Source organism: Achromobacter insuavis, from assembly GCF_902859645.1.
GTDB lineage: Bacteria > Pseudomonadota > Gammaproteobacteria > Burkholderiales > Burkholderiaceae_B > Achromobacter > Achromobacter insuavis.
This window is the reverse complement of sequence record NZ_CADIJR010000007.1, coordinates 32,858-54,993: the sequence shown is the minus strand read 5'-3', so window position 1 is coordinate 54,993 and position 22,136 is coordinate 32,858. Positions and strand designations below refer to the sequence as shown.

Annotated in this window: 24 protein-coding genes; 5 read left to right on the top strand and 19 right to left on the bottom strand. The window is 69.2% G+C overall.

Annotation, left to right across the window (positions count from 1 at the left end):
- Positions 1 to 12 precede the first annotated feature (12 nt).
- The 5 genes from H0523_RS06255 to H0523_RS06235 form a co-directional block, all read right to left on the bottom strand.
- The gene (locus H0523_RS06255; RefSeq protein WP_054430036.1) at positions 13 to 702 is read right to left on the bottom strand and encodes an AroM family protein; all 690 of its coding nucleotides are present in this window, start codon (positions 700 to 702) and stop codon (positions 13 to 15) included.
- Positions 699 to 1,628 (bottom strand): DUF1177 domain-containing protein, encoded by a 930-nt coding sequence (locus H0523_RS06250; RefSeq protein WP_054430037.1) that lies wholly within the window; start codon positions 1,626 to 1,628, stop codon positions 699 to 701. The genes H0523_RS06255 and H0523_RS06250 overlap by 4 nt, the downstream gene beginning before the upstream one ends.
- Positions 1,625 to 2,329 (bottom strand): dipeptidase PepE, encoded by a 705-nt coding sequence (gene pepE, locus H0523_RS06245; protein WP_054430039.1) that lies wholly within the window; start codon positions 2,327 to 2,329, stop codon positions 1,625 to 1,627. Before pepE ends, H0523_RS06250 begins: the two co-directional genes overlap by 4 nt.
- Before the next feature lie 88 nt (positions 2,330 to 2,417).
- Entirely contained in the window at positions 2,418 to 3,185 is a 768-nt protein-coding gene (locus tag H0523_RS06240; protein ID WP_054430041.1) for an IclR family transcriptional regulator, read from the bottom strand.
- Between the two features lie 153 nt (positions 3,186 to 3,338).
- The gene (locus H0523_RS06235; RefSeq protein ID WP_054430043.1) at positions 3,339 to 4,379 is read right to left on the bottom strand and encodes a metal-dependent hydrolase; all 1,041 of its coding nucleotides are present in this window, start codon (positions 4,377 to 4,379) and stop codon (positions 3,339 to 3,341) included.
- A 105-nt stretch (positions 4,380 to 4,484) separates the two neighbouring features.
- Here H0523_RS06235 and H0523_RS06230 point away from each other — a divergent pair, with 105 nt between their 5' ends.
- From H0523_RS06230 to H0523_RS06220, 3 genes are all read left to right on the top strand, one after another.
- Complete coding sequence (locus H0523_RS06230; protein WP_054430045.1) at positions 4,485 to 5,123, top strand: DedA family protein; 639 nt, start codon at positions 4,485 to 4,487, stop codon at positions 5,121 to 5,123.
- Between the two features lie 11 nt (positions 5,124 to 5,134).
- On the top strand, positions 5,135 to 5,683 hold the full coding sequence (locus tag H0523_RS06225; RefSeq protein ID WP_054430047.1) for a hypothetical protein: 549 nt from the start codon (positions 5,135 to 5,137) through the stop codon (positions 5,681 to 5,683).
- A 118-nt stretch (positions 5,684 to 5,801) separates the two neighbouring features.
- Entirely contained in the window at positions 5,802 to 6,428 is a 627-nt protein-coding gene (locus H0523_RS06220; protein ID WP_169537467.1) for a dUTPase, read from the top strand.
- A gap of 66 nt (positions 6,429 to 6,494) precedes the next feature.
- Here H0523_RS06220 and H0523_RS06215 read toward each other — a convergent pair whose 3' ends face one another.
- The 7 genes from H0523_RS06215 to lhpI form a co-directional block, all read right to left on the bottom strand.
- The gene (locus H0523_RS06215) at positions 6,495 to 7,607 is read right to left on the bottom strand and encodes an NADH:flavin oxidoreductase/NADH oxidase (RefSeq protein ID WP_054430049.1); all 1,113 of its coding nucleotides are present in this window, start codon (positions 7,605 to 7,607) and stop codon (positions 6,495 to 6,497) included.
- 121 nt (positions 7,608 to 7,728) lie between these two features.
- The gene (gene ehuA, locus H0523_RS06210; protein WP_054430052.1) at positions 7,729 to 8,499 is read right to left on the bottom strand and encodes an ectoine/hydroxyectoine ABC transporter ATP-binding protein EhuA; all 771 of its coding nucleotides are present in this window, start codon (positions 8,497 to 8,499) and stop codon (positions 7,729 to 7,731) included.
- On the bottom strand, positions 8,496 to 9,167 hold the full coding sequence (gene ehuD / locus H0523_RS06205; RefSeq protein WP_054430053.1) for an ectoine/hydroxyectoine ABC transporter permease subunit EhuD: 672 nt from the start codon (positions 9,165 to 9,167) through the stop codon (positions 8,496 to 8,498). Before ehuD ends, ehuA begins: the two co-directional genes overlap by 4 nt.
- Entirely contained in the window at positions 9,164 to 9,817 is a 654-nt protein-coding gene (gene ehuC, locus H0523_RS06200; RefSeq protein WP_054430055.1) for an ectoine/hydroxyectoine ABC transporter permease subunit EhuC, read from the bottom strand. Before ehuC ends, ehuD begins: the two co-directional genes overlap by 4 nt.
- Before the next feature lie 9 nt (positions 9,818 to 9,826).
- Complete coding sequence (gene ehuB / locus H0523_RS06195) at positions 9,827 to 10,735, bottom strand: ectoine/hydroxyectoine ABC transporter substrate-binding protein EhuB (RefSeq protein WP_054430057.1); 909 nt, start codon at positions 10,733 to 10,735, stop codon at positions 9,827 to 9,829.
- Positions 10,736 to 10,912: 177 nt separating this feature from the next.
- Positions 10,913 to 12,082 carry an ABC transporter substrate-binding protein gene (locus H0523_RS06190; protein WP_054430059.1) on the bottom strand — a complete coding sequence of 390 codons (1,170 nt, stop codon included), beginning with the start codon at positions 12,080 to 12,082 and terminating at the stop codon, positions 10,913 to 10,915.
- A gap of 37 nt (positions 12,083 to 12,119) precedes the next feature.
- A complete protein-coding gene (gene lhpI, locus H0523_RS06185) occupies positions 12,120 to 13,064 on the bottom strand; it encodes a bifunctional Delta(1)-pyrroline-2-carboxylate/Delta(1)-piperideine-2-carboxylate reductase (protein WP_054460484.1) in 945 nt (314 codons plus the stop codon).
- A 249-nt stretch (positions 13,065 to 13,313) separates the two neighbouring features.
- Here lhpI and H0523_RS06180 point away from each other — a divergent pair, with 249 nt between their 5' ends.
- Both H0523_RS06180 and H0523_RS06175 read left to right on the top strand, forming a co-directional pair.
- The gene (locus tag H0523_RS06180) at positions 13,314 to 13,739 is read left to right on the top strand and encodes an OsmC family protein (RefSeq protein ID WP_054430063.1); all 426 of its coding nucleotides are present in this window, start codon (positions 13,314 to 13,316) and stop codon (positions 13,737 to 13,739) included.
- A gap of 123 nt (positions 13,740 to 13,862) precedes the next feature.
- A complete protein-coding gene (locus tag H0523_RS06175; protein ID WP_054430065.1) occupies positions 13,863 to 15,152 on the top strand; it encodes an Nramp family divalent metal transporter in 1,290 nt (429 codons plus the stop codon).
- Here the strand turns inward: H0523_RS06175 and H0523_RS06170 are convergent.
- The 7 genes from H0523_RS06170 to H0523_RS06140 form a co-directional block, all read right to left on the bottom strand.
- Positions 15,125 to 16,603, bottom strand: a complete 1,479-nt coding sequence (locus tag H0523_RS06170; protein WP_054430067.1) for an efflux transporter outer membrane subunit — start codon at positions 16,601 to 16,603, stop codon at positions 15,125 to 15,127. The two genes, H0523_RS06175 and H0523_RS06170, sit on opposite strands and share 28 nt — an antisense overlap.
- A gap of 9 nt (positions 16,604 to 16,612) precedes the next feature.
- Positions 16,613 to 17,542, bottom strand: coding sequence for an HlyD family secretion protein (locus H0523_RS06165; RefSeq protein WP_369817052.1), 930 nt, complete (start codon positions 17,540 to 17,542; stop codon positions 16,613 to 16,615).
- A 7-nt stretch (positions 17,543 to 17,549) separates the two neighbouring features.
- Entirely contained in the window at positions 17,550 to 17,744 is a 195-nt protein-coding gene (locus H0523_RS06160; protein WP_049073118.1) for a DUF1656 domain-containing protein, read from the bottom strand.
- The gene (locus H0523_RS06155; protein WP_231689761.1) at positions 17,734 to 19,890 is read right to left on the bottom strand and encodes an FUSC family protein; all 2,157 of its coding nucleotides are present in this window, start codon (positions 19,888 to 19,890) and stop codon (positions 17,734 to 17,736) included. Before H0523_RS06155 ends, H0523_RS06160 begins: the two co-directional genes overlap by 11 nt.
- Positions 19,891 to 20,010: 120 nt before the next feature.
- Positions 20,011 to 20,928 (bottom strand): LysR family transcriptional regulator, encoded by a 918-nt coding sequence (locus H0523_RS06150; RefSeq protein ID WP_054430073.1) that lies wholly within the window; start codon positions 20,926 to 20,928, stop codon positions 20,011 to 20,013.
- A gap of 112 nt (positions 20,929 to 21,040) precedes the next feature.
- Positions 21,041 to 21,262 carry a hypothetical protein gene (locus H0523_RS06145; protein WP_054430075.1) on the bottom strand — a complete coding sequence of 74 codons (222 nt, stop codon included), beginning with the start codon at positions 21,260 to 21,262 and terminating at the stop codon, positions 21,041 to 21,043.
- Positions 21,263 to 21,440: 178 nt separating this feature from the next.
- Positions 21,441 to 22,064: a TetR/AcrR family transcriptional regulator gene (locus tag H0523_RS06140; protein WP_054430077.1), complete on the bottom strand. Its 624-nt coding sequence runs from the start codon at positions 22,062 to 22,064 to the stop codon at positions 21,441 to 21,443.
- Positions 22,065 to 22,136: the final 72 nt, after the last annotated feature.

The following is a 22,136-nucleotide window of genomic DNA, read 5'->3' as shown; positions in this document are numbered from 1 at the left end:
AAGTGGATTCCCTTATTCCAGTATTTGCGCAAGCATCTGCGCGACGACACGATTCGACAGCAGGACCGGGCGGCCCGAAGCCTGCGCCACGGCCTGGCGCATGCGTTCGGCGTAACCCATGCAATGCATGACGATGAAATCGCAGTCGGCCAATTCGCGGCCGGCCTGCGTGAAATTGGCGGCCGCGCGCGCCGCGTCCGTTTCGTAGGGCGAGGCATGCACCACCACCGCCGGGCATTCCAGCGGCACGGCCATGTGGAAGGCGTCGACCTGCGCCTCCAGCGGCACCACCAGCCCGACCTTGCGGCTGTGCTGCGACAGGCCGGCGACCAGATGGTCGACCACCTGCTGCGGCTCGACCACCAGCGTGCGCATCGGCGCGATCGCGGTGCCGGTGCACAGCGGCACCAGCAGGTCGTAGCCGGCGGCGTCGGCCTCGCGCATCACCTGCGCCAGGCGGGCCTCGGCGGCGGCGGCGTCCAGCTCGATCTGGCTGCCATCACGCATGCGCGTGGCGAAGCGGTATTCACCGGGTCGCGGCGCCAGCGCGGCCAGCGCCGCGGCGTCCAGGCCGTCGAGCGCGCCGAATTCGTCGATGCGCACGTGCGCGCCCAGCAACGGCGCCATCTCGGGCACCACGTCGCTGCGCGGCGACTGGCCGATGGTGAAGAACGCCACGCGGCGCGGTTTGGGCGCGCTCATTGCGCGCCCCCGGGTTCCTGGCCGGTGGTCTGCAGGTGCGCCATCGAGCCGTAGCGGGCCTGCAACGCGCCCCATTCGGCAGCGTCGAAGAAGGTCATCGCGCCCTGACCGAACAGCTTGGCGATCTCGATGCAGAAGCGCATGGCGACGTCGGCGTCGACCGCGTTGGTCACGCCGGTGGCGCAGCCGGGCACGGCGGTCTGCGCGGTCAGCGCCACGCCCACCACCGGCGCGTCGGTGACAATGGCCGGCTGCATCAGCGAATTGACGTGCCACAGGCCGTTCTCGTAGGGCGTGATGTCCTGCGTGGTCAACGGCAGCGTCAGGGGCAGCTGGCCGCTGACCCAGCCCAGCACGTCCAGCATGGTCTCGGGAATGCGCAGCAGGTAACCCTGCTTGGCCACGGGCGTCAGCGCCACGCCGCGCTGGTTCACCAGGCGGTTGCCGCGGGTGGTGTCGACCGACAGGATCGCGTCCATGCGCGGATCGACTTCGTGCGACATCATTTCGCGCATCGGGAACGGCGAGCGCATCATCGGCACCGGGTGGTGCGGCCGGGTGCCGGCGCGCGGGCAGATGTGGGTGCGGATGCGCACGGTGCCGGGCAGCACGTCGCCCTGGCGCGCCATGGCCATCAGCTTGAGCGCGGTGGCGACGGCGACCACGGCGCCATCGCTGTCGGACACCAGGCCGGTGACGGCCGGACGCGCGCCGATGCCGCCCAGGCGGCCGACGATGCCCAACTGCGGCGCGTTCGCGTCGGAACCGGGAATGACGATGGAAAGAAAGTCGGTGGACAGGCCGTCGCGCCCGAGCCGCGTGACCTCGACTTCACAATGGCCGGCCTCGCGCAGGACCTGCGCCACCGCCTCGCCCGTGACATGGGCCGAGGACAGCAGCTCGATGGTATCGATGACCTGTTTCATGCCGGGATCTCCAGGACGCCGGGCTGGAACACGCGCGGCTCGTTGCCGCCCAGGAACAGGGTCGCGTCATGCGGGCCGACCAGCGTGATGGCGGCATCGCGCACGCGCAGCGCGGCGCCTTCGGGCAGGCCCAGGACCGGCATGGTTGGGTTCAGCGTGCAGAATTCGGCCAGGCGCTGCGCGCGGGTTTCGCCGCGGTGGCCGGGAGGATGGGCGTTGGTGTAGTGCGGATTGATCTGGAAGGACAGCAGGCCGAGCGCGTCGAAGCCTTCGGGATCGGTGATCGGCATGTCGTTGGTGGTGCAGATGCTGGGGCAGGCCAGGTTGGAGCCGGCGCTCCAGCCCAGGTAGGCGGCGCCTTCGCGCACGCGGCGCGCCACCACGCTCAGCAGGCCCTGGCGGCGCAGCTGGCCGAGCAGGTTGAAGGTGTTGCCGCCGCCGACGATGATGACCGCGGCCTGTTCCAGCGCGGCCGCCGGATCGGCGGCGCGGTGCAGGCCCTGGATGTCCAGCCCGGTGTCGGCCAGCGCCGACACCACCAGCGTGGTGTAGTCGTCCCAGTCGCGGGTGACGCCGGCGTACGGCACGAACACCGCCGGCGCGCCGGCCGGCAGCGTGGCGATCAGTTCGCGGATGTCGGGCAAGGCGTGCACCAGGTAGCCGGCGTCGCTGCTGGAATTGCTGAGGAGCAGAAGGTTCATGTGCAAGGTTCCGTGGATTCGGTAAGTCGGAGTGCCGCGCGAACGCGGCCGGATAGCGGGAATCGGTAAAAAGGATCGGGCCGGGGCGTCAGTCCAGCCAGTAGGGATCGTTCAGTTCGCGCCCCAGCGCGGCGACCTGCTGCGTCAGGGCATCGCGCAACGCGGCCACGCGGACCGCGTCGACCTGGAACGACACGAAGGACAGGCACAGGCCGCGCAGTTCGCCGCTGGACGGATCGCGCACGGCCGCCGCCACGGCGCCGATGCCGGGCATCGCCTGGTCGATGGCGACGCCGTAATGGTCGGCGCGGGTCTGCGCCACGCGCTGGGCCAGTTCGCCGACGGTGGCCGGACAATCCTTGCCTTCCATCGGCAGCGACTGCGCCGGATCGGCGCCATAGAGCGCGTCGAACTCGGCCTGGCTCAGGCGCGACAGCAGCGCCCGCCCCATCGCCGTGCCCGAGGCGGCGCGGCGCGAGCCGGGCGGCGACAGCACCTGCACCGGGTGCGAACCATTCAGGCGCTGCAGCACCACGGTTTCGCGCTGGTTCAGGGTGGACAGATAGGCGGTCAGGCCGCTGTCGGCGGACAGGCGCGCCAGCACCTTGCGGCAGGCCTCATCCAGCGGCGTCGCCGCCAGGCCGGCTCGCACCGCCTGCGACAGCAGCAGGCCGGGACGGTAGCGGCGCGAGGCCGCGTCCTGGTCCAGCATGCCGTAGTGCTGCATCTGGTTGAGCAGGCGCGATGCCGTGCTCTTGGGCATGGACAGCCGCTGCGCCACGTCGGTGAAGCTGAGCTCCGCCGCGCCTTCCGCATAAAGCGCCAGCACGCGTTGGACGCCGTCGAGAATACTCATTCAATGTTCCACAAAACGGAACTACTGTTCCTTAATATCGAACAAGAATAATGCAGGGCCGGACGGACGGTCAATACGGACTCATCCCGGCGCCGCGGCGGGGCATGAAAAAACCCGCCGGATCGCGGCGGGTATCGGGGCTCGAAGGCCGGTCTAGCGCGTGGCGGTGTCCGCCCATTGCGCCAACGGCAGCGGCGGCTGGGCATGCAGGATGCGCGCCAGCACCAGCTTGAGTTCGGCCCAGCCGCCCCGCTCGCCCGGCCAGCTGGACGGGGTCACCGGCCGCCAGTTGCCGTCGGGTCCGCGCTCGGCCATCTTGAAGCGGAAGTTGTAGTGGCCCGCCATGCCCATGCGCAGATCGGTCACCACCAGCGCATCGCCCATCGCGTCATAGCGCAGCCAGTCGTCGGTGAACCAGCGCAGGCGCTGGTGCAGCGGCACGCCCGCCAGCGCCTGGCCCAGTTCCGGATGCAGCGGCTGGCGCAGCCATTCCGGCGGCTCGCGATCGAACCAGCTGCTGACGGCCTCGTAGTAATGGCCGTCGGGCGTCTTGGCGATGACGCGCCACAGCAGCGTGTTGAGCGGCATGGGGACTGCCCGCAGCTCGGTGACGGCAATGCCCTGCGCCTGCATCGCGTCGCGCACCCGGTGCTCGGCGGCGAGGCGGCCGGCCAGGCCGAACCCCAGATAGGCGGTGCTGAAGATCAGCGCCCCGGCCAGGAAGCGCCGGGCGTTGCGCGTCATGCCCGCGATGATCGCGTAGACCGACGCCAGCAGCAGCGGCACGGTGTAGACCGGGTCGATGATGAAGACCGCCGCCCAGCTTTCCGGGATCGATGGCAGCGGCCAGAACAACTGCGTGCCATAGACGGTGAAGGCGTCCAGCAATGGATGCGTCACCAATACCAGCCACAGCGTCAGGAACAATCGCCTGCCGCTATAGGGGGCCTGCGGCCAGTACTTGCGTATCAGCCAGGTCAGCAGCAGCGCCAGGCCGGTCAGCACGAAGATCGAGTGCGAGAAGCCGCGATGGTAGGTCATCAGCGACACCGGATCCGGGTAGCGCATCAGCACGTCCAGGTCCGGCACCGTCGCCAGCGCGGCGCCGTAGATCAGCGCCCGGCGCCCCTGCACGCGCCCCAGCAGCGCCCCCTGTATGCCCGCGCCCAGCACGGCTTGTGTAACCGAATCCATAACACTCCGACGAAAGCCTTCGATGGACCGCCATTTTCACCTGCCGGCCATCACGCAGGCGTTAAGATACCCGATTGCATTCAGCTAATTTTCAAGTTTCGACCCATGGACCAATACATCGACAAGATCGGCGTGCTGATCGAAACCAACCAGGCCTGGGCCGGCCCCATCACCTTCCTGCTCACGCTGGGGGAATCGATGGTGCTGCTGGGCCTGTTCATCCCCGCGACCGCGCTGATGCTGCTGACCGGCGGCCTGATCGGCGCGGGCACGCTGGACCCGTGGAGCATCCTGGCCTGGGGCATTGCCGGCGCCATCGTCGGCGACGCCCTGTCGTACGCGCTGGGCCGCTGGGCCGGCCCCAGCGTGCTGCGCCGCTGGCCGCTCAAGCAGCAACGCACCGCCGTCGCCCGCGCCCGGCTGTTCTTCTACCGCTATGGCTTCGCCTCGGTGCTGATCGGCCGCTTCCTGGGCCCGATCCGCTCGACCATCCCGACCGTGGCGGGCGTCATGGGCATGGCCCATGGCCGCTTCCAGATGGCCAACGTGCTGTCGGCCGTGCTGTGGATGCCGCTGATGCTGGCGCCGGGCTACATCACCGCGCGCAGCCTGGGCGCCGCCCAGAACGCGCAGCAGATCGCCATGATGATCGGCGCCGGCTTCTCGGTGCTGCTAGGATGCGGGCTTCTGGTCGCGATGATGCGCAAGCGCCGGCAGCCGGCCCGCATCCGTCGCGGCAACTAGCGGAGAACAGCATGGCCATCGACCTGGAGCCGAAGAACGGCGACTTCGCGCGCTACATCGAGAATCTGTCGCGCGCCGGCGGCGCCACGCCCGGACGGGTGCCGAGCAAGGCCGAGGCCAAGCGCCAGGCCGCCGCGCCGGTGGCCACGCCCGCGCCGACGCCCGCGCCCGTGCCGAGCCAGGGCTCCCTGAACGACCTGACCTGGGGCAAGACGGCCCCGCCGCCGCTGCAGTCGCGCCGCGCCGACAGCGTGCCGCCCACCGTCGCCCCCGGCCAGACCGACGCCGAAGCGGTCTCGCTGGCCAAGCGCGCGCGCCAGCGCAAGCAGGGCATCTTCCTGACCATCGCCGGCGCGGTGGCCGGCTGGGCCGCGGTCAATGTCGCCTTCAAGGCGCTGCACGCGCCGCGCTTCGACCTGGATGATTTCATGCCGGCGGTGTTCCTGGGCTTCTTCGCGCTGATGCTGTTCAAGGCCGCCAGCGGCGCCCGCGACCCGCGCAAGCGGCCGCTGGAAAAGCTGCCGCCGCTCAAGACCTCGTCGTACCGCAAGGACGCGTGAGCGGCCACGGCCGCGGCGGCATTGGTGCTAACATTTCCGCCGCTGTCGAACAGACCCCACGAATACCGGAGTAAAAGTGAATAACGTTGTCGGATTGAACCAGGCCCAGGCGGCCACGATGCTGAAGCTGCAAGGCGACTTGAACAGCATGATCAATCCGGACTGGATCAACGGTGGCGCCCGCTTCCTGCGCGCCGCCTTCGTCGAATCGGCCGAGGCCCTGGAGCACTACGGCTGGAAGTGGTGGAAAAAGCAGACCATCGACCTGCCGCAGGTGCAGATGGAACTGGTCGACATCCTGCATTTCTACCTGTCGCACACCATCGTGCAGGCCAAGGGCGACGTCAACGCCGCCGCCGCCGCGCTGGTGGCCGACCTGGCAGGCCCCGCATCGATCACGCTGGATGGCAAGAGCTACGCGCTGGCCAGCCTGAACGTGCCCGAACTGCTGGAACTGATCGGCGGCCTGGCCGTGTGTGGCCGCGCCAGCTTCAAGCTGCTCGAGCAGAGCATGACGGCCTGCGAGATGAGCTGGAACGACGCCTACACCCAGTACGTTTCCAAGAACGTGCTGAACATCTTCCGCCAGCAGCACGGCTACAAGGAAGGCACCTACATCAAGATCTGGAACGGCGAAGAGGACAACGTGGTGCTGGCGCGCCTGCTGTCGCAGCACGACGCCGCCCGCGCCGACTTCGCGGACATCCTGCACCGCGAGCTGGAAGCGGCCTATTCGCGCCTGTAAGCGCGCGCCGCCCGCCCATGAAAAACGCCGCATCATGATGCGGCGTTTTTCGTTGGGGCGCGCGCGCTAGCGTTGGCCGAAGCGCGTCTCGCCGAACAGTTCCTTCAACTCGCGCGGCTGCGAGCGCCAGTACTGGCGCGGCGCATTGACCTGGCCGCCCAGTTGCGCGGCGGCATGCCAGGGCCAGCGCGGATCGAACAGCATGCCGCGGGCCAGCGCCACCATGTCGGCCTGTCCTTGCGCCACGATGTCCTCGGCCTGCTGCGCCTCGGTAATGAGGCCGACCGTGATGGTGGGCAGGCCGACCGCGCGCTTGATCGCGTCGGCGAACGGCACCTGGTAGTTCGGCCCCACCGGGATCTTCTGCAGCGACGACACGCCGCCGCTGGAGACGTCGATGAACTCACAGCCCAGTTCCTTGAGCCGCAGCGCGAACGCCTCGGTCTGCGCCGGGTCCCAGCCGCCCTCGACCCAGTCGGTGGCCGACACCCGCACGCCCAGCGCCACCGACGACGGCGTCACTTCGCGCACCGCGCGGAACACTTCCAGCGGAAAGCGCATGCGGTTCTCCAGCGAACCGCCGTACGCATCGTCGCGCTGGTTGGCCAGCGGCGACAGGAACTGGTGCAGCAGATAGCCATGGGCCGCGTGCAGCTCGATGGCGTCAAACCCCAGGCGGATGGCGCGGCGGGCGCTGTCGACGAAAGCGTCGCGCACCCGCGCCAGGCCTGCCGCGTCGAGCGCGCGCGGCGCCGGCTCGGAGGCGTTGTGCGGCAACGCCGACGGCGCCCAGCCCTGCCATCCGCCCTGCTCCGGCGGCACCAGCTGGCCGCCTTCCCAGGGCGCGTGGCTCGACGCCTTGCGGCCGGCGTGGCCCAGCTGGATGCCGAGCTTGATCGGCGAATAGCGGCGCACCGCCTGCACCACGCGACCGAGCGCGGCTTCGGTCTCGTCGGACCAGAGTCCCAGGTCGCCCGGGGAGATGCGGCCGTCGGCCTCGACCGCGGTCGCCTCGGTGAACAGCAGCGCCGCGCCCGACAGGGCCAGGTGGCCCAGGTGGATCATGTGCCAATCGGTGGCGCGGCCCTCGTCGGCCGAGTACTCGCACATGGGCGCGATGACGATGCGGTTGGCCAGTTCGACATTGCCGACTGACGTGGGACTGAAAAGATGACTCATGCGTAGGGCTCCGGGCGATGGACGCGGATGCACAGCATAGCGCCGACACCCGCCCGGGCCGCCAATTCCGACGCCCGCGTGGGGGTTTAGGGCGTGATGGCGCCGGCCTTATTACCCATTCTTATTGACCTTCGATCACGCTGTCCAGGAATTGCCGGGTGCGCGCTTCCTTCGGATCGCTGAACAGCGTCTGCGACGCGGCGTCCTCGACGATGTTGCCCTGGTCGAAGAACAGCGTGCGGTCGGAACTGCGCTCGGCGAACTTCATCTGGTGGGTGACGATGATCATGGTCATGCTCTTGCGCGCCGACAGGTCGCGCAGGATCTGCAGGATGCCGCCCACCAGCTCCGGATCGAGCGCCGAGGTGACCTCGTCGAACAGCATGATCTCCGGGCACATCGCCAGCGCGCGGGCGATGCCGACGCGCTGCTTCTGGCCGCCCGACAGCTGCGCCGGATAGACGTCGAGCTTGTCGCCCAGGCCGACCATTTCCAGGTATTCCACCGCGCGTTCGCGGGCCTGGTCGCGCGTCATGCCCAGCACGTGCACCGGCGCCTCCATGGCGTTGCCCAGCGCGGTCATGTGCGGGAACAGGTTGAAGTGCTGGAACACCATGCCGATCTTGCCGCGCACCTTGCGCAGGTGCTCGGAATTGGCGCCGGCCGGGCGGCCCTGGGCGTCGGTCCACATCGGCTCGCCGTCGATCTCGATCTCGCCGCTGCTGGGCTGATCGAGCGTCATCAGCACGCGCAGCAGGGTCGACTTGCCCGAGCCTGACGGCCCGATCACGGCCACCGTCTGGCCGGCCGGGATCTCCAGGTTGATGCCCTTGAGCACCTCCAGCTCGCCATAGCGCTTGTGCAGGTTCTTGATGGTGATGCTGGAACTCATCGCTTTCCTCCATATCGTTGCAGGCGGGTCTCCAGGCCGCGCACGCCCCAGGCCGCGATCAGGCTCAGCGCCAGGAACAGCACGCCGACCAGCGTCAGGGGCTCGGTGTAGCGGAAGGTGGTGGAGCCGATCATCTTGCTTTGCTGCAGCAGCTCGACCACCGTGATCGCTGACAGCAGCGGCGTGTCCTTGAACATGGCCACCAGGTAGTTGCCCAGCGCCGGCACCACCGGCGGGATCGCCTGCGGCAACACCACGCCCACGGCGGTGCGCCACGGCGACATGTTCAGCGCCCGCGCCGCTTCCAGCTGGCCGCGCGGCACCGCCTCGATGCCGGCGCGGTAGACCTCGGCGCAATAGGTGGCGTAGTGCAGGCCGAGCGCCACGATGCCGGTCGCCAGCGGCGACATCCGCACCCCGGTCAGGGGCAGCACGTAGAACAGGAAGTACATCTGCACCAGCAGCGGCGTGCTGCGCACGAACTCGATCACGAACGCCGTGGGCAGCCGCAGCAGCGCCAGGCGCGAGCGCCGCAGCAACGCCAGCGCCAGGCCGAGCGTCACGGCCACCAGCATGCCCAGCACCGTGGCCTGGATGGTGATGACCAGCGCCGAGCCCAGGGTGGGCAGGATCTCCAGCGCGAAGGACCAGTCGAATATCGGTTTCATCGGACGCGGACCCTCCGTTCAAGCAGCCGCACGCCGGCGGTGATCAGCAGCGCCACCGCGAAATACAGCAACAGCATGAGCGTGAAGATCTCGGTGGTGCGCAGGGTCTCGCTGCGCAGCAGCTGGCCGCGGAAGGTCAGGTCGGTGATGGTGATGAGCGACACCAGCGCGGTGTTCTTGAGCAGTTCGATCAGCAGGTTGCCGGCCGGCGGCAGCATGGCCGGGATGGCCTGCGGCACCACGATGCGGCGCATGATCTGGCCGCGCGTCAGGTTCAGGGCCACGCCGGCCTCGCGCTGGCCCGGCGGCACCGCGCGGATCGCGCCGCGCACCACCTCGGCGCCATAGGCGCCGGCATTGAGCGCCAGCACCACGATGCCCACCAGCATGGCCGGCAACTGCACGCCGAACAGCGGCAGCACGAAATAGAACCAGAACAGCTGCACCAGCGCCGAGGTGCCGCGGAACACCTCGACATAGATCGACGCCAGCCAGCGCACCGGCCGCAGCGTCGACAGGCGCCCCACGCCCGCCGCCAGCGCCAGCGGCACCGCCAGCACCACGGCGCCCGCCATGATTTCCAGCGTCACCGCCAGGCCTTCCAGCAGCGGCGGCGCCAGTTCGGCGATATGTTCGGATATGAGCGGCATCGGCGCCCCCTACTTCGCGGCGCAGAGCTTGGCGGCCGTGACGTCCTTGGGCAGCTCCTCGGGCGTGAAGCCGAACGGCGCCACCAGCTGCTTGTGCTCGTCGGTGCCGATGAACTTGGCCAGCTCGGCGTTGAAGGCGTCGGCGAAGGCCTTGTCGTCGGTGCGGAAGGCATAGGCGCCGTAGCCGCGCACGCCCTTGCCATCGATCACCGGATCGGTGAACGGCTCGGCCTTCTCCAGGCCGCTGCCGGCGTCGGTCTTGCCCATCAGGTCGTTGACCGTCAACGCGGTGGCCGCGTAGGCGTCGGCGCGCCCGGCCTGCACGCCGGACAGCGCGCTCACGGCATCGGGGAACACCACCATCTGGCCGGCCGGCACTTTCACCTTGGACGCGTATTCGGCTTCGATGGCGCCCACCACCACGCCCAGCTTGGCGTCCGGGTTCTTGACCACGTCCTCGTAGCTATGCAGGTTCTTCGGGTTGCCCTGCTTGACCAGGAACGCCTGGCCCACGCCATAGGTCGGGTTCGAGAACGCCACCTGGCCGCAGCGCTCGGGCGTCACGTACATGCCGGCCGCGATGATGTCGAAACGCTTGGCCTGCAGGCCCGGGATCAGCGAGCCGAACTCGGTCAGCACGCCCTCGACCTCGTTGATGCCCATGCGCTTGAGCACGACCCGCGCGATTTCCACCGATTCACCGGTGACCTTGGCTTCCTTGCTGTCCATGAAGGCGAACGGCGCCTCGTTGGCATAGCCGATGCGGATCTTGCCGGCGGCCTTGGCGGCTTCCAGCGTGCCGCCGGCGGCGGGCGCGCTGGCTCCCTGCGCGGGCTTGTCCGAACCGGAGTCGGAGCAGGCGGCCAGCAGGCCCAGGCTCAGGGCCAGCAGGATGGCGCGGGTGCGTTGGACGATCATGGTCTATTTCTCCCGTATTTATTTCTAGGTACATGGCTTCGCTAAAAATGATACGACATTAAATCATTTCACCTCTAATGATGTGGACAAAAAAAGCAGGCCGAAGCCTGCTTTTCCCGCGCCCTGCCCTATGACGGGTGAGCACTCGTTACGAACCGTAGGGGACTATGTCGTCCCCTATTTTTTCTCGGCCGCGTCCGCGTACGAGAACTTGCCGTTGCGCACCACGCCCATCACGCGGGCGCGCTCGTCGAAACCCTGATGATTGTCCTTGGAGATGTTGAGCACGCCGTTGGGCACGATCAGGTCGCGGGTGTTCTCCAGCGCGTCGCGCAGGGCGACGCGGAATTCGGGGGTGCCGGGCTTGGCGCCGGTCTTGAGGGCGCGCGCCACCGCCGAATCCAGCAGCATCCAGGCGCCATAGGCGTCGCCGGCGAACTGCGTCAGGGTGTTGGCGCCGTACTGGCGCTCGTACTTGTCGGCGAATTCCACCGCGACCTTCTTGACCGGGTTCGAATCCGGCAGCTCGCGCGCCACCACGCCTGGCCCGGTGGGGAACAGCGTGCCTTCGACGTCGCGCCCGCCGACCTGCAGGAATTCCAGCGTGCCGATGCCGTGGGTCTGGTAGATGGTGCCGGTGTAGCCGCGCTCGAGCAGCGTCTTCTGCGGCAACGCCGACGGCGTGCCGGCGCCGGCCACCAACACCGCGTCGGGCTTGGCGGCGATCACCTTGAGCGCCTGGCCCACCACCGACGCGTCGGTGCGCTGGAAGCGTTCCTGCACCACGATCTTGATGTCATTGCCAGCGGCCGCGGAGAACTCCTTCCACCAGCTGTCGCCGTAGGAGTCGGCGAAGCCGATGAAGGCCACGTTCTTGAAGCCCTTTTTCTTCATGTCCTCGACCAGCACCGTCGCCATCAGCGAATCGTTCTGCGGCATCTTGAAGGCCCAGGCGCGCTTGGGATCGGACAGCGGCTCGACGATCACGCTGGAGGCCGCCAGCGCGATCATCGGCGTGCCGGTCTCGGCCAGCACGTCCAGCCCGGCCAGGGCGGCGGCGGTGGTGTTGGGGCCGACGATGGCGTCGACCTTGTCTTCCGAGGTCAGCTTGCGCAGGTTCTTGACCGCGCGGCTGACGTCGGTGCCGTCGTCCAGCACCACGTAGCGCGCCGGCTCGCCGCCCAGCGTGCCGGGCCACAGGCGGATGGCGTTGTTGGTCTGGATGCCGATCGCCGCGGCCGGGCCGGTGGTGGAGACATCCACGCCGATCACGATCTCGGCATGGACGGACAGGGCGGGAACGGCCAGCGCGAGCGCGCAGGCATAGCGGACGAAGAAGCGGGACATGACGACAGCTCGCAAGAAAGAAAAACGGCGGATGGCGTTATTTTGCCTGACCGCTGCAAGCCTCGTAGACCAGCGCCGCCAGCGTCAGGTCTTCCAGCGCGCTGCCGACCGCCTTGAACACGGTCACTTCGTCCGCCCGGGTGCGGCCCGGCGCCTGGCCGCGCACCAGGTCGGTGAGGTTGCCGCGGATGTCCTCGCGCGCCAGCACGCCGGCCTCGAACGCGGCCAGCAGGTCGCCGGCCTTGGTCGGCGCCTCGTCGGTATCCACGTAGACCGTGGTGCCGTCGAAGCAGGCCGTGTCGGTCTCGATCATGTCGGGCTTGAAACTGCCGATCAGGTCCAGGTGGGCGCCCGGGCGCAGCCAGTCGCCCCGCACCAGCGGCACCGTCGACAACGTCGCGCAGCTGACGATGTCGGCCTCGCGCACGGCCTTTTCCAGGTCCAGGGTGCTGCTGGCGTCGAAGCCCTGCTCGCGCAGCGCCGCCGCCAGCGCCTCGGCGCCGGCCGGACGCACGTTCCAGACCCACACCTTGTCGATCGGCCGCACCGTGCGCATGGCCTGCGCCACCAGTCCGGCAATGCGGCCCGAGCCGACGATGACCAGCACCCGCGCGTCTTCCCGCGCCAGGTACGACGCGCCCAGCGCGGCCGCGCCGGCGGTGCGGAACACCGTCACCTGGTCGCCGTCCACCTGCGCCAGCGGCACGCCGGTGCGGGCGCTGTACAGGTTGTAGGTGGCGTGCAGGCCGGGCAGCGACTGGCGCGTGTTCTCGGGAAAGATGTTGATGACCTTGACGCCGAAATAGCCCTGCTCGTTCCAGGCCGGCATGATCAGCGTGGTGCCGTGCGCGCCGCCCGACTCGATGGCATGGACGTGGCGCGTGGGCACGTGAGCGCCCTGGCGGAACGCCTCGCGCAATGCCGGGATCGCCGCGTCGAACGACAATGCGCGGCGGGTTTGTTCGGTGTCGATCACTACCATCTGTATCCAATGCCTGTTCGGGTTGAGTCAGGGGCGAAGTGTGACGGCGCGGCGCAGCGCTGGCAAGCCGCGGCAGGCGTCGGTTACATCGGCTTGCCGGATGCGGGCGGCTGGCACGCGACGCCTCGCCGCGGCCGCCGTATCATGGTCCATGCCCCTTCCGGCAACGCGCGCCGCCATCAGGCGGGCCGCGCGCTCCCCCCACCGGACGCGTCCGTCGCGGGCGCGTTCCCTCAACAGGAGTCACGCATGAAGAAAACCGCAACCGCCGCCTGGTCCGGCGATCTGAAGACGGGCAAGGGTACGATTTCCACGCAGAGCGGCGCGCTCAAGAACCAGCCCTACGGCTTCAATACACGCTTCGGCGACACCCCCGGCACCAATCCCGAGGAACTGCTGGGCGCCGCCCACGCCGGCTGCTTCACCATGGCGCTGTCCAACATTCTGAGCGAGGCCGGCCTGGCCCCGCAGAAGCTGGACACGCAGGCCGAGGTCACGCTGGACAAGGTCGAGGGCGGCTTTGCCATCACGGCGGTGCACCTGACCGTCGAAGCCGTGATCCCGGGCGCCAGCGCCGAAGCCTTCGACGAGGCCGCGCGCAAGGCCGAAAAGGGCTGCCCCGTCTCCAAGGTGCTCAACGCCAAGATCACCATGGACGCCAAGCTCAGGTCCTGACCGGCCGCGGCAGGCCCGGCCACGGGCGGCGCCATTGGCCCGCCCTATCCAGGGCTTGCTGAAAATCAATTTGACGGTCATGCCAGAGCAATGGAAAATGAGAACCATTCTCAGGAAACTGACATGACCCGATTCATTTACGCAATTTCAGGCGGCAAGACGGCGTATCCCCAGGACGCCCAGGTCACGGCCAACCTGCGCCGGGTGGTCGGTTCCGGCATCCTGGTGGCGGTCGGCTACATCGACCCGGGCAACTGGGCCACCGACATCGCCGGCGGCAGCGGCTTCGGCTACGGCCTGCTGCTGGTCGTGATCGCCTCGGCCCTCCTGGCGCTGGGGTTCCAGGTGCTGGTGTCGCGCCTGGCGCTGGCCACCGGCGAAGACCTCGCCACCCTCACCGCCCGCCACCTGTCGCCGCGCACCGCCAAGGCCGCCTGGCTGGCCGGCGAAGCCGCCATCCTGGCCACCGCGCTGGCCGAGCTGATCGGCGGCGCCATCGCGCTGCGCCTGCTGTTCAACCTGCCGCTGCTGGGCGGCGTGGCCGTCACCGGCGTCGGCACCTTCGCCGTGCTGGCCCTGACGCGCGGCAACGCCGACCGCCACGAGCGCGTCATCGCCGTGCTGCTGTCGGTGGTGGCCGCGTCCTTCGTGTTCCTGCTGTTCAAGGCCAATCCGGCCTGGACCGACGTGGCCCACGGCATGACCCAGACCGGCCACGCGCTGCGCGACCCGCAGGGCTTCCTGATCGCGCTCGGCATCCTCGGCGCGACCCTGATGCCGCACAACCTCTACCTGCATTCCGGTTCGCTGGCGCAACGCGCCCGCGCGTTGCCGGCCGACGCCCGCGACCTGGCCATGCGCGTGGCGCGCAACGACACCGTGGTGTCGCTGGGCGTGGCCATGCTGATCAACTCGGCCATCATGATCGTCGCCGCGGCCTCGCTGTCGGGCTCCGGCCTCATCGTCTCCAGCCTGGACGACGCCCACGCCGTGATCGGCCAGACCCTCGGCATCGGCGCCGCCATCGTGTTCGCGGTGGCGCTGTACGCGGCCGGACAAAGCTCCACCATCACCGGCGTGCTGGCCGGCCGCATCCTGTCGCGCGGTTTCCAGGTCAACAGCGGCTGGTCCGACCGCCGCCGCGCGCTGGTCACGCGCCTGATCGCCGGCGCCGTGGCGGCCGCGCTGCTGGCCTTCACCGGCGGCCAGGACCCCGACCAGCTGCTGGTGCTGAGCCAGGTCATCCTGAGCCTGGCCCTGCCCTTCGCGCTGGGTCCGCTGGTGGTGCTGGCCTGCCGCAAGCCCCTGATGGGCCGCCATGCGCTGCGCGGCGCCTGGGCCTGGGCCGCGGTCATCGCCACCGTCGGCATCATCCTGCTGGACGGCTATCTGCTGGTCGACATGGTGGTGTGATCCGCGGCTTGCGCGGATGGCTCGTCCGGCCAGCCCGCGCCCAGGGACTTGTAGAGCGCGATCACCCCGCGCATTTCCTCCCATTGGCTCAGGGCCAGCGCGTCTCGCGCCTGGTTGACCGTGCGTTGCGCCACGAGGACCGGCAGATAGGCGCTCAGCCCGCGCGAATAGAGCCGGGTCGACTGGTCCAGCGCCTTGCCGCTGTCGGCAACGGCATCCCGCAGCGAGGCCTGCCGCTGGCGCTCGCTGGTCAACGCCGTCAGGGCGTCTTCCACCTCGCGCAGCGCCACCCGCGCGTCGCGCTCATAGGCCAGACGCGCCGCGTCGGCATTCGCCTGTGCCGCCGTCACGCCGGCGCGGGCCCGGCCGCCATCGTACAGGCGCTGGCTGGCCTGCGCCCCCACCGCCCAGGCCAGGCTGGCGCTCGAGAACAGACTGTGAATGAGGCTGGCCGTGGTGTCGATGCCCAAAGGGATGCGGAACGTGGGCAGGCGTTCGGCCTCGGCCACGCCGATGCGCGCAGTCGCGGCCGCCAGGCGCCGTTCGTCCGCCCGCAGATCGGGCCGCTGGCGCAGCACCTCGGATGGCAGTGACAACGGCAGGCGGACCGGCGCGGGCAGGACGGCCGCGGGCTCTGCCAGGGCGGCATGCCAATCGCCGGGAAAGCCCCCCGCCAGGACGCCGATGGCGTGGCTGAATCGGGCAACGTCGGCCTCCAGCAAGGGCGGCTGCGCCTCGGCTGTCTCGCGTTCGGCGCGCGCCTGCATCACCTCCGCCTGGCTGCCCAGGCCCCTGCGCCAAGACTGCTCCGCCAGTCGTTCCGCCTCGCGCAAGGTGCGCAGGTTGTCATGGGCGATGGCCAGGCGCATCTGCGTGGCGCGCAACCCCGCGTAGTGGGACACCAACTCGGCGACCAGGCTCACCCGCAACGCCCGGTGGTCATCGGCCAGCGCCTGGATATCCGCGTCGGCCGCTTCGACCGCCCTGCGCGTGCCGCCAAACAGATCCAGCTCCCAGCTCGCATCGAAGCCGACCTGCCAGGTGCGCGACTCACCGCCGGGCAGCGGACCGAGCGCCTTGCTGCCGCGCCGGGCCTCGCCCGCCGCGCCCACCCCGAGCGCCGGCAAGGACGCGGAGGCGATCTGGATGCGTTCGGCGCGCGCCTGCCGCAGGCGCGCCAGCGCGATATCGAGATCCTGGTTCCGGTCCAGCGCCTGATCGACCAGGCGATCGAGCATCGGATCGTCGAACGCGCGCCACCAGGCGCGCAGCCCCTCCTGATCGCGCGGGCTCAGGGCGCTACCGGCCTCGACCCAATTGGCAGGCACCTCGACGGTGGGCGGGTGATAGTCGGGACCCACGGTCGCGCAGCCGGACGTCGCCATTACCAGCGAGACCATCAGGGCCGCGCGGCGCAGGCCGGATCGCGGACGATTCGATTCTTGCTGCATCGTCGCCCCTCACATCCAGTGGTACAGCAGCGACAGGAGGCGGCCCTGGGCAGGCGCGTCGCCTCCCGCCGTCGCCACCTCGACACTGGCTGTCATGCCGGCGGCCAGCACCAGGTCCGGCGGCAACTGCTCGAACGCGACGCGCACCGGAATGCGTTGCGCCAGGCGGACCCAGCTGAAGGTCGGGGCCACGCTGGGCAGGCCCTGGGCATCGGCCTGCTGGTTGGCATCGGCGATGCCGCGCCCGATGCTCACCACCCGGCCGGCAATGATGTCATCGGACCCCATCAAGCGGATGCGCGCCGCCGCGCCGGGCCGGATGCCGCGCAGCTTGGTCTCCTCGAAATAGCCGATGATCCAGAAGCTGTGGGCATCCACCAGCGCGATATTGGGCTGGCCCGTCACCGCGTAGTCGCCCTGGTTCAGTTTCAGCCGTGTCACATAGCCGTCCACCGGGGCGCGCAGGACGGTGCGCGCCACATCCAGTCTTGCCATGTCCACGGCGACCCGCGCGCCGCGCTGCTCGGCCTCGGCGATGGCCACCGCCTGGATCGCACGCTGGATGTCTTCGGCGGGCACCAGGTTCTCCATGCCCCGCCGGCGTCGCGCGTCCTCGGTTTTCTGCCGCAACGACGCGTCGGCCGCGGCCAGCCGCGCCTCGGCCTGCGCCAGCGCCAGCTCGAAGCGGGCCGGATCGATGCGATAGAGCACCTCGCCCCGCTTCACGTACTGATCATCCGTCACCGGCACTTCCAGGACCGTGCCGGAGACCTCCGGGGCGATGCGGACGCTCTGCGCGCTGACGCGGCCATCGCGCGTCCAGGGCGCCACGACGTAGGCGCGCCAAAGCGCGCCGACCAGCATGACGGCGGCGGCCACGGCGCACAGCGTGAGGCCGACGCGCGCCATCAGCCTCAAGGGCCATAAACGATCGGGCAAGGAACGATCAGACATAGAGAATCAACACCGAAACGAGGCAAAGGGAAATGGCGAACTCGAACAGGCCGGGGTGCCAGACCCGGCGCAGCACGCCGCTGCGCGCGAGCGCCAGGCGAACGCCGAGGTAGAGCGGCAGCGCCGCGCACGCATAGACGAAAAATGGCGGCAGGTAGATGCCTGCCACTGCGAACTCACTGAGCATGGGGGGGCCTCCTGGGGCGTCGAGAAAAATAATCCGCGTGCGCTTCGAGCAGCGCCGCGATATCGAGCAGCATGGCCCGCGATCGCCCGATGTCGGCGGACCGGATGCAATCCGCCAGCGGCAACCGCGACAGGGATTGCGCCGCCCGGCGGGCATGCCTGGCGGCCAGCCGGGGATCGCCGGCCCGTCGCCGCATGTGGCGAAACGCCGCCGAGAGCAGGCGGCGCGGCCTGGCGTCCGCAGGCATCCGCCGCCATCCCTCGCGCAGGCGCAGCAGCTCCCGGCCGAGATGGATACTGGCCAGGGCATCGGCAATGGCCCGGTCCATCGCGTCAAGCCGCGTCCTGAGCAGCGCGCCGAGTTGCGCCGTGCGATGCTGCTGCCGCCATTGCCACGCACGCGCGTCGGCGCGGCCGCCTTGCAACAGGGCCAGCGCGTCGTCGCGAATGGTCAGGCGCAGGCGCGCCATGTCGCGTGACGGATTGCGCGGCAGCACGATCCGGAACCCGAGCAGCGTGAAGAAGGCCACCAGTATCCAGGCCACCGCGCCATTCAGGAACGAGACGACGTCATAGCGCATGGGGTTGTCCGTCGCCACCAGCGTCGTGAAGGCGACGAGATAGGCGACGCCGGCCAATCCGTAGCGGGGCATGGCGCTGGCATAGACCCCGGGCAACCAGAACAGCGCCAGGACCGCCAGCAGCAGCGGCAGCCCCGAGACCTCGGGCAAGACCAGAAAGGCGCACAGGAACGCCATCACGACGGCGGCGACGGTGCCCTGGATCAAGGCCACGGCGCCGAGCGCCGGATTCGGCGCGGTGGACAGCAGCCCGCAGGCCGCCGCCAGTCCCGCCAGCATCAGGTTGCCGTTCGACCAGCCGGTCGCGATCCAGAAGGCGCCGCCCAGCGTCACGGTCAACAAGGCGCGCAGGCCGTTCTGCAGCGCGGCCCCCGTGTCGCGGTGGAACGGCACCGGGACCGGCGCCGCCGCCGGTCGCCGAGGCTGATGCAGAATCGCGATGCCATCGAGGACCTCGAGGTAGTCGTCGAGCTGCTCGATCAACCGGTCGCCCGCGATCATCAGGATGGCTTGCGCCCGGGGATCGTCGGGCGTTGTCGCCGACAGGGTTTGCGCCAGCTGCGCACGCATCGCGGACAAGGACCGCGCCGCCAGCATCAATCCGCCGGGCCCCGGCTCCCGCGCCAGCGCCTGGCTGGCTTGCCGCCACGCCTGTTCCCAGGCCGGCTGCAACGCCGCCAGGGCCTGCTGGCTGGCATCGCCCAGCCGCCTCGACGCCACGCCGCCGACCAGCGCGGAAAACAAGGACACCATGGCGCGCCGCACCGCGGCGGCGCGTCGCGCCAGGTCGGCGGACTCGGCCTTGCCCAGCGCCAGCAGGTCATCCACGGCGTAGATGTCGACGATGAGGCCGCGCCTGTCCGCATCCAGCGCCTTGCCGCCCTGCCGGCCCGCGCCTTGATGCGCCTGGATATCTTGCGCCAGGACACTGGCGGCGGACGCCGCCAACCGGTGCAATTGGGCCGTCAGGCGGCCGCGTGCGCCGCGGCGGCTGAACAGCGCCGACACCACGCCCAGGCTCGCCACGCCGATCAACACGGACGCGCCCCGCCCCATCACCTGATCGAAGGTCAACTGCGGATTCTGCATGGCGCCATAGGCCGCCAGCCCCACGGTGTATCCCGCCAGCGTCGCGCCATAGGCCCGGAAATGGCGCAGCAACGTCATGGCGGCCACGCAGGCCCCGAGCCACAGGCCGAAACCCAGCAGGAACAACCAGGGCATCTGGCCAAAGGCGCTCATCAGGACGAAGGCGGCCAGCATGCCGACCAGTGTGCCGATCACCCGCCATATGCCTTTGCCGATCACCGCCCCCTGCACCGGATTGATGACGAGAAGCACGCTGGAGGCCGCCGCGTAAGGCGCGTGCAGATCCAGCAGAAAGGCCAGGACGAGCGCCAGCCAGGCCGCCAGGATCGAGCGCATCACGTAGGCGGCTCGGGGCGTCGTCAGGTCGAGGCATCGCAGCCCGCGCACCGCCCCTGCCCGGAGCGACTGGAGGCTGGGGTACGGCCGGGCCGACGCCGCGGCGGATACGTTCGTTGAACGCACGATGACACTCTTCAATGGTGATTCGGACGCACCACTGTAGAGACCGCCATGCATGCGGAAAAGTGAATTTATCGCACGGTCATGATTGCGTTCGGCGCACTTATCGACGCGCGCCACCCGCCCCGCAGCGAGAGGTCAGCGCCCCTGCCGCGCCTCGCCGCTGCACAGGGCGTGGATCGTCTGCCGCAACCACTGATGCGCGGGGTCGCCTTCCAGGCGCGGGTGCCAGGCCTGCGTCAACAGCGCGGTTTCCAGGGGCATCGGCAGGTCGAACAGGCGGATGCGCAGGCCCGCGGCAAGCGCGCCGCTGGCAAGGTGGCGGGGCAAGGGCAGCAGCAGATCCGAATCCTGCAGCGCGAACAGTGCCGTGTAGGGGCTCGAGACGACCAGGGCCACATGACGGCGCAGGCCATGCGCCTCCAGGGCGGTGTCGATCGGCGCCGCGGACTTGCCGCGCCGCGACACGTTGATGTGCTCCCAGCGGGTCAGGCGCTCGGGCGTGATCTCATCGTCGAAAATCGGGTGATGCTCGCGGGCGACGCCAACAAAAGTGGTGGTGAACAGCGACTGCACGCGGATCTCCGGGCCAAGCTTGCGCGACCCGCTGATGAACAGATCGATGCGGCCGCTGCGCAGCGCCTCGTCATCGACGTCGTCCTCTTCCGGCGAAAAGCGCAGCGTGGCGCGCGGCATCTCGGTCGCCATGGCGTCCAGCAGTTGCCCCAGATGAACGCTGACGAACTCGTCGGTGGCGCGGACGTTGAAACGCCGGTCGAGGGATTTGAGGTCGATCGCGGCGCCGGCCGCGAACACCTGTGTGGCCTGATCGAGCGCCGCGCGCACCTGCTCGCGCAACGCGAGCGCCTTGGGGGTCGGCATGAGCTTTCGGCCCACCTGCACGAACACCGGATCGCCCAGGGCTTCGCGAATGCGGCCCAGCGTGCGGCTCATCGCCGGCGGGCTCAGGTTCATGCGGCGCGCCGCGCCAATGACACTGCCCTCATCCAGCAACGCATCCAACGCCAACAGCAGGTTGAGATCCGGACGCGCCATGACGACTCCCGATGAATGATCAAGACGCAATCATAGGGCAGGATCCCATGATGCCCGCATCAATGAAAAACGCCAGCAATCGCTGGCGTTTTTTCTGGCGTGGACCCGCGGTTCAGCGGCGGGCGGAGATCACCGGATGCTGGCGGCGGCCGGCGTCCATGTCATGCAGCACTTCGCCGACGGCCCCGCCCAAGCGGCGCAGGCGCAGCTTGAGCCGGCGCCAGCCCATGCGCGAGAACGGGCCGGACAGGGTTTCCGCCTTGATGGCCTCGCGGATCAGGGACCGCTCCAGCGCATCCGACATGCGGGCATTTTTCAACGCGGTATCGCTCATGATTCTCTCCTTGAGAAAGCGCGACAGGGGAACAGCACGAATTCATCTTAGATCCGCGCATGCTGCGTTGCAATAAAAATGCCTAGCATTATTTTTGCCGTTGCGGAATGGGTACAAACACCACCACAACGGTGCATCCGGCACCATATCTGGCACCAGTATTGTGCAGTGCAAAAATCTAGCGCCGCCCCAGATGCGCGTCGATCAGCAGGTCGGCCATGTCGGCCACCCGGGCGGCCGGACCGCCCTCGCCGAACAACTGGCTGGAGACGAAGGCGCCCTCGATCAGCAGCAGCAACCCGTCGCCCAGCTTGGCGGGATCGGGCGCGCCCATCTCGGCGGCCATGGCGGCCAGGCGCCGGCGCAGCTCGACCTTGTGCTCGACCGCGACCACGCGGGCCGGATGGCCGGCCTCGGGATATTCCACCGCCGCATTGGTCAATCCGCAGCCCCGATAGCCGTTCTGCACCGCCCGCACGCTCAGGCCCGACAGATAGGCCCGCAACCCCGCCTGGGGATCGCCCGGATGCGCGTCGCAGGCGGCGTTGAAGCGCCCCCAGAACTCGGCGTCGTAGTCGCGCAGGTAGACCGCGGCCAGTTCGTCCTTGGACGAAAAGCTGCGGTACAGGCTGGGCTTGGTGACCCCGGCCTGGTTGACGATGGCGTCCACGCCCACCGCCCGGATGCCGTCGCGGTAGAACATCTCGCGCGCGGTCTTGCGGATGCGATCGGCCGCCAGGAGCGGCTTCGCGGGGGTATCGGCGGCGGCTTTCTTGCCGCCCACCGGGGATTTGCTGGCCATGACTGGAACTCCTCACTGAGACCGGCCGGCAAGGCCGGCCGCCCTGAAAACAGGGACGTCAAAAATACCTCT